Here is a 6,359-nt window from a genome sequence, read left to right as displayed (position 1 = left end):
TGGCGCACGCGCTCGCGGCTGACGCCGTACTGGCCGGCGAGCTCCTCGAGGGTCACCGGGTCGTCCTTGAGGCGGCGCTCGGTCAGGATGTGCTTTTCCCGATCCGTCAGTTCCTCCATGGCCTCCTGCAGCAGACCCATGCGCAGGGAGTGCTCCTCGGTGTTGGCCAGGGTGGTTTCCTGGGAGACCTGGGTCTCGTCGGTGAGCCAGTCCTGCCACTCGCTTTCGCTGTCGGAACGCAGGGGCGAGTTCAGGGACGCGTCGCCCGTCAGGCGCCGGTTCATGTTGATCACGTCTTCCTCGGGCACGCCGAGGTCGGTGGCGATCTTGGTGACGTGTTCGGGGCGCAGGTCGCCGTCCTCGAAGGCGGAGATCTGGCTCTTGGCCTTGCGCAGGTTGAAGAACAGCTTCTTCTGCGCCGCGGTGGTGCCCATCTTCACGAGCGACCAGCTGCGCAGGATGTATTCCTGGATCGAGGCGCGGATCCACCACATGGCGTAGGTGGCCAGGCGGAAGCCCTTGTCCGGATCGAATTTCTTGACCGCCTGCATCAGGCCGACATTGCCCTCGGAGATCACTTCGCCGATGGGCAGGCCGTAGCCGCGATAGCCCATGGCGATCTTGGCCACCAGGCGCAGGTGGGAGGTCACAAGGCGGTGGGCGGCTTCGGGGTCTTCATGCTCGGACCAACGCTTGGCCAGCATGAATTCCTCATCCTTGGTCAGCATCGGAAACTTGCGGATTTCCGTGAGATAGCGGGACAGTCCCTGTTCAGGCGACATGACCGCAAGTGATTTCAGAGCCATATGGCTACCCTCCAACGCGTCAGGAGCAGGCGTTGCTCGATCCGGCCACCGGATGTGCACCGGATCCTTCGCCCCTCAACAAGCCAGATAGGAATGCGTTTCGCCCATTGTCAGGGGTGAATCGACGCAGGGGTGAACAATTTTGCTCGAAGCGCATCGCCATCCGGCTGCGGCCCTTCTAGCGGATAGTCAGTCCTTTTTCAATACGGACTGTCAGGGCCCTTTGCGACGTTGGCTCAGGCGGACGCCGACGGACTCAGAGTCCGAGGATCTGACGGTAAGTGGGGTGGACCGTTTCGGCGTGTTCCCGATGCCGTTTCAGCCAGTCGGCGAAGAAGGGGCAGACGGGCAGGATCTTGAGCCCCCGCGCCTCGATGTCGGCCAGCACGTGGCGGGCCAGGGCGCTGGCGTAGCCCTTGCCCTCAAGGCCGATGGGGGTGAGCGTTTCTGTGATCATCACGCCGCCGTCCACCAGATTGTAGGTGGCGACGATGGTTCCGCCGTCGACGGCCAGTTCGTAGCGCTTGGCCTCGGGGTTGTCGGTGAAGGTCTGGGCGTCCGTCATGTATCCTCCCTATGTCTCAGCCGTTCTAGAGATCGGCAAGCAAGCCCTCAAGCAACCGCATATCCTCCGGCGGATCGGTTTCGAAGCGAAGCGCCTCGCCGGTGATGGGGTGGCTGAAGCCCAGGACCGCGGCGTGCAGGGCCTGCCGCTTCAGGCCCGCCGCGGCGATGGCCTCCTTCACCGGCTGAGCCGGGCTGCCGGAGCCGTATGTGGGATCGCCCAGAATCGGCGCGCCCTTCGACGCCAGATGGACGCGGATCTGGTGGGTGCGGCCGGTGTGGAGGGTGCAGGCGACGCGGGCGGCCATGGGGGCGCCGCCGGGCTTTTTCGGCGCGCCGAAGGTCTGCTGGACCCGGTAGTCGGTGATGGCCAGACGTCCGCCGGACTTCAGCACCGCCATCTTCTTCCGATCGGCGCTGGAGCGGCCGATCTGCGTCTCGATGCGGCCCCGCGCCGGGTCGGGGGCGCCGCGGGTCAGGGCGATGTAGGTCCGTTCGATGTCGTGGGTTGCGAACAGGGCCGACAGGCCTGCGTGGGCCGCGTCGGACTTGGCGGCGACCATGACGCCGGAGGTGTCCTTGTCCAGCCGGTGCACTATGCCGGGCCGAGCCACGCCGCCGACGCCGGACAGCGAGCCCGCGCAGTGATGCAGCAGGGCGTTGACCAGGGTGCCGGTCTCGTTGCCCGGCGCCGGGTGGGCGGCCATGCCCGCGGGCTTGTCCACCACGATCAGGTGGGCATCCTCGAACAGCACCGGCAGGGCCAGGGCCTCAGGCGCCGGATCAGCCGGGGCGACCGCCGGGATCAGGATGTCGTAGAGCCCCGGCGCGGCCTTGGCGGAGCGGGATATGGGCGCGCCGTCCCGGGTGACGCGGCCCTGCTCGATGAGGGCCTGAAGGCGGGCGCGGGACAGCTCGGGCATCTCGTCGGCCAGCGCCTTGTCCAGCCGCTGGCCCGCGTGGGCGTCGGTCAGGCGCACGATGTGCGCGGTCGCACCGATCTCCTCAACATCCTCGTCAGCATCCATTCAGACTGTGTGGGGCGAACTGGACGGGAAATCCAGCGGCGAACACCAGGGTCTGGCCAAACGCGGTTCCTTGGGGCATCTAGCCGCCGGGCGAAGGTTAACGGGGGAGTGGATCATGCGTATTCTTCTGACGCTGGCGGCGGGAACGATTCTGATGGGCCTGGGCAGCTGCGCCACCATGAGCCAGGAACAGTGCCTGATGGGCGACTGGGTCGGTCAGGGCCGCGCGGACGGCGTGGCGGGCTACGGCGCCGGGCGCCTGTCCGACCACGCCGAGGCTTGTGCACGGCACGGTGTGACGCCCGATGCGAACGCCTACTACCGGGGCCATGAACAAGGCGTGCGCCAGTACTGCGTGCCCGGCCGCGCCTTCCGGGTTGCGGTGTCAGGCGGCGGATACGCCAACGGTTTCTGTCCCGCGGACCTGGAGCAGGATTTCCTCTACGCCTATGCCGACGGCCGACTGATCTGGGACGCCATGCAGCGCGCCGACACCCTGCGCGCGCGTGCCGATGAGTCGCGGGCTCGCGCCGCTGAGTATGAGCAGGACATTCGCGACGCGGAATACCGCCTGGCTAATGAGGAAGACCTGACCCAGGAGCAACGCCGCACCATCCGGGACCGCATAAACCGGCTGCGCCGCGACCGGGACACGGCCAATGATCAGGCCAACGCCCTGTCCTATGACATCACCGACGCGGACCGCGAGGTCAGCCGCCTGCGCAGCCGGTTCACGCCCGTTTACGGGAACTGGTGAGGCGCAGACAACCTCACGGACCCGGCCCTTGCTTGCGCTTTTGCAAGCCTCGCTCCAGTTAGGTGGGACGCCCACCTGAACCGGAGCGAGGATGCCGCACGCCGACAGCCTGATCATCACCCTTGTGGGGGGCTTCGTGCTGGCGTTCGTGTTCGGCATGATCGCCAACCGGCTGAGGCTGTCGCCGCTGGTGGGCTATCTGCTGGCGGGGGTTCTGATCGGGCCGTTCACCCCGGGCTATGTGGCGGACATGGAGCTGGCGCCGCAGCTGGCCGAGATCGGGGTCATCCTGCTGATGTTCGGGGTGGGGCTGCATTTCTCGCCCCGCGACCTGATGAAGGTGCGCAAGGTCGCCGTGCCGGGCGCCCTGGCCCAGATTTCGGCGGCCACGCTGCTGGGCTGGGCGCTGGGACGATTGCTGGGCATGGGCGACGGCGAGGCCCTGCTGCTGGGCTTCTCCCTGTCCGTCGCGTCGACGGTGGTGCTGCTGCGCGCCCTGGAGGAGCGTCAGCAGATCACGACGGAGGTGGGGCGCGTGGCCATCGGCTGGCTGATCGTCGAGGATCTGGTCATCGTCATAGCCCTGGTCATGCTGCCCCTGCTGGTGCTGCCGGGCGGGCAGGCGGCGGACCCCGCGACCCTGGGTCTGTCCATCGGCTGGACCCTGCTGAAGGTGGCTGTCTTCGTGGGACTGATGTTCGTGGTCGGCGGGCGGGTGCTGCCGTGGGTTCTGGTGCGCATCGCCCACACCAAGTCACGCGAGCTGTTCACCCTTGGCGTGTTGGCCATCGCCCTGGGGATCGCATGGCTGGCCTATGCGGTCTTCGGCGCCTCGTTCGCCCTGGGGGCGTTCGTCGCGGGAGTGGTGCTGAACGGCACGCCGCTGGGGCACAACGCGGCGGAGCGGGCGCTGCCCTTGCGCGACGCCTTCGCGGTGCTGTTCTTCGTTTCGGTCGGGATGTTGTTCGACCCGACCATCGTGGTGCGCGAGCCCCTGGCCGTGTTCGGCGTGCTGATGATCGTGCTGGTGGGCAAGTCCATGGCCGCCCTGGCCATCACCACCCTGTTCCGGGTCAACCGGCATGTCAGCTTCACGGTGGCGGCGAGCCTGGCCCAGGTGGGCGAGTTCACCTTCATCCTGGCGTCCCTGAGCGTCTATCTGGGGGCCATGAGCCGCGAGACCCAGGACCTGATCCTGGCCGGGGCCCTGATCTCGATCGCGGTCAATCCGTTCGTGTTCAGGCTGGCGGACTGGGCGGATGCGCGAAAGGGGTCACCGCCTCAAGCTCCCTCTCCCCTTGTGGGAGAGGGCGGTTCCGCGCACGGAGGCGCGTAGCGGCTTCGTTCTTGCGCGGAGGGTGAGGGGGCCGGCGGGCGCCGATTTACCCCTCACCCTGGTCGCGAGAAGCGATCCGCTCACGCGGCTCGCTGCGACTCAGGCTTCTCCCACAAGGGGAGAGGCGATGATCACAGAACCCCGATCATGCTGGCCACCAGCGGGTGGCGGACGATGTCCTGTTCGGCCAGGCGGACCACGGCGATGCCGGAGACCGGCTCCAGACGTTCGGCGATGTCGGACAGGCCGGACAGGGAGGGCAGCAGGTCGGACTGCTGGGGGTCGCCGGTGACCACCATGGTGGAGTGCCAGCCCAGGCGGGTCAGCAGCATCTTGAGCTGGACGTAGGTGCAGTTCTGGGCCTCGTCCACCACGATGAAGGCGTTGTTCAGGGTGCGCCCGCGCATGTAGCCCACCGGCGCGATCTCGATCAGGCCCTCGGCCATCAGGGCCTTGACCCGCTTCATGGAGAGGCGGTCCGACAGGGCGTCGTAGAGGGGCCGCAGATAGGGGGCCAGCTTGTCCTCCATGTCGCCCGGCAGGTAGCCGATGGATTCGCCGGCCTCGACCGCGGGACGCGATAGGACGATACGGCCCACCTTGCCGGCCTCCAGCGCCTCCACCGCCTTGGCCACGGCCAGATAGGTCTTGCCGGTGCCTGCCGGCCCGAGCGCCAGGGCCATGTTGTGGGTGTCGATGGCCTCCATCAACTCGGCCTGGCCGTCCGACTTGGGCTTGAGCGTCTTCATGTAGGACTGGTCGCGGTCGTCATTGGACGGATAGGGCGACCAGCCCGCATGTGTGGGAAGGCGCCGAACCTTGGCGTCCTCGGAAAACTGGCGTGTATCGAACACGCCCTCCCTGGCCATGTCACGGGATTGGCGCTTGAGGGCGGAACGCTTGGTCATGGTAGCCTCCGAGGCATGAAAAAAGGCGAGACCCGGAAGGGACCCGCCTCGAACGAGAGCGTTGGGGAGGAGAACAGACGCAGGGCGCCGTCGTGGCCGGTCGGGGGCGTGGCTCCCGGCGGGAAATCCCGCCGCCGAACGAAACGCGACACGCAAGCGTCCTCGTGTCTGGCCGGACCGGGCGTGATCCGGCTACGGATCCGAAGTCGCTGGCGCGATCTCGAATCGCTGAACAAGTTTGATGCTAACGTGGTTTCCAAACACTTAAAGTGCTGAAAAAGATAATATTTACGAGGAGTTCGGATGACTGTTTACAGTCTTGACACAAAGCAACCGCAGCTTCCGCCCGAGGGCGAATACTGGATTGCGCCGAATGCGACGGTGATAGGAGACGTGATTCTTCACCCGGGCGCCAGCATCTGGTGGAACGCGGTGGTGCGCGGCGACAACGAGCCCATCACCATCGGCGAGGACAGCAACATCCAGGACGGGGGCGTGCTGCACAACGACGTGGGCGTGCCCCTGACCATCGGGCGCGGGGTGACGGTGGGGCACAAGGTGATGCTCCACGGCTGCGACATCGGCGACAACAGCCTGATCGGCATCAACGCCGTGGTGCTGAACCGGGCCAGGATCGGCCGCAACTGCATCATCGGGGCGGGGGCGATCATCACCGAAGGCAAGGAGATCCCCGACAACTCACTGGTTGTGGGGGCGCCGGGCAAGGTGATCCGCACCCTGGAGCCGCCCCAGATCGAGATGCTGAGGATGTCGGCCGAGCACTATGTGCAGAACTGGAAGCGGTATGCGCGGGGCCTGACCAAACTCGATTAGGCGATGCGGCGGCCGTCGACAGCCGCGAGGGTCAGGGCGGCGCGGCGCACAGGCGGCGTGGCGGCGGGGGTCATGGCGCGCACGATCAGGCCCTGGACATCCTTTGCCTCGTCTCCTTCGGCCCCC

Annotated in this window: 7 protein-coding genes; 3 read left to right on the top strand and 4 right to left on the bottom strand. The window is 66.9% G+C overall.

The features are described from left to right. From rpoH to C0461_RS12780, 3 genes are all read right to left on the bottom strand, one after another. A partial coding sequence (gene rpoH / locus C0461_RS12790) for an RNA polymerase sigma factor RpoH (RefSeq protein ID WP_292107547.1) occupies positions 1-806 on the bottom strand: 806 nt, incomplete at its 3' end. A 256-nt stretch (positions 807-1,062) separates the two neighbouring features. Continuing rightward, entirely contained in the window at positions 1,063-1,371 is a 309-nt protein-coding gene (locus C0461_RS12785; RefSeq protein WP_292107545.1) for a GNAT family N-acetyltransferase, read from the bottom strand. A 25-nt stretch (positions 1,372-1,396) separates the two neighbouring features. Beyond that, the gene (locus C0461_RS12780) at positions 1,397-2,398 is read right to left on the bottom strand and encodes an RluA family pseudouridine synthase (RefSeq protein ID WP_292107543.1); all 1,002 of its coding nucleotides are present in this window, start codon (positions 2,396-2,398) and stop codon (positions 1,397-1,399) included. 115 nt (positions 2,399-2,513) lie between these two features. Between C0461_RS12780 and C0461_RS12775 the strand changes: the two genes are divergently transcribed. Together C0461_RS12775 and C0461_RS12770 are read left to right on the top strand one after the other, a co-directional pair. Further along, positions 2,514-3,155 carry a DUF2799 domain-containing protein gene (locus C0461_RS12775; protein WP_292107542.1) on the top strand — a complete coding sequence of 214 codons (642 nt, stop codon included), beginning with the start codon at positions 2,514-2,516 and terminating at the stop codon, positions 3,153-3,155. Between the two features lie 91 nt (positions 3,156-3,246). After that, entirely contained in the window at positions 3,247-4,491 is a 1,245-nt protein-coding gene (locus C0461_RS12770) for a cation:proton antiporter (RefSeq protein ID WP_292107540.1), read from the top strand. A gap of 131 nt (positions 4,492-4,622) precedes the next feature. Here C0461_RS12770 and C0461_RS12765 read toward each other — a convergent pair whose 3' ends face one another. Continuing rightward, positions 4,623-5,399 carry a PhoH family protein gene (locus tag C0461_RS12765; RefSeq protein WP_292107538.1) on the bottom strand — a complete coding sequence of 259 codons (777 nt, stop codon included), beginning with the start codon at positions 5,397-5,399 and terminating at the stop codon, positions 4,623-4,625. Between the two features lie 303 nt (positions 5,400-5,702). Between C0461_RS12765 and C0461_RS12760 the strand changes: the two genes are divergently transcribed. Then, positions 5,703-6,233 carry a gamma carbonic anhydrase family protein gene (locus tag C0461_RS12760; RefSeq protein ID WP_292107536.1) on the top strand — a complete coding sequence of 177 codons (531 nt, stop codon included), beginning with the start codon at positions 5,703-5,705 and terminating at the stop codon, positions 6,231-6,233. The last annotated feature ends 126 nt before the right edge of the window (positions 6,234-6,359 follow it).

The organism is Brevundimonas sp., from assembly GCF_013823285.1.
Lineage (GTDB): Bacteria > Pseudomonadota > Alphaproteobacteria > Caulobacterales > Caulobacteraceae > Brevundimonas.
This window is presented reverse-complemented; position numbering and strand designations above follow the sequence as displayed.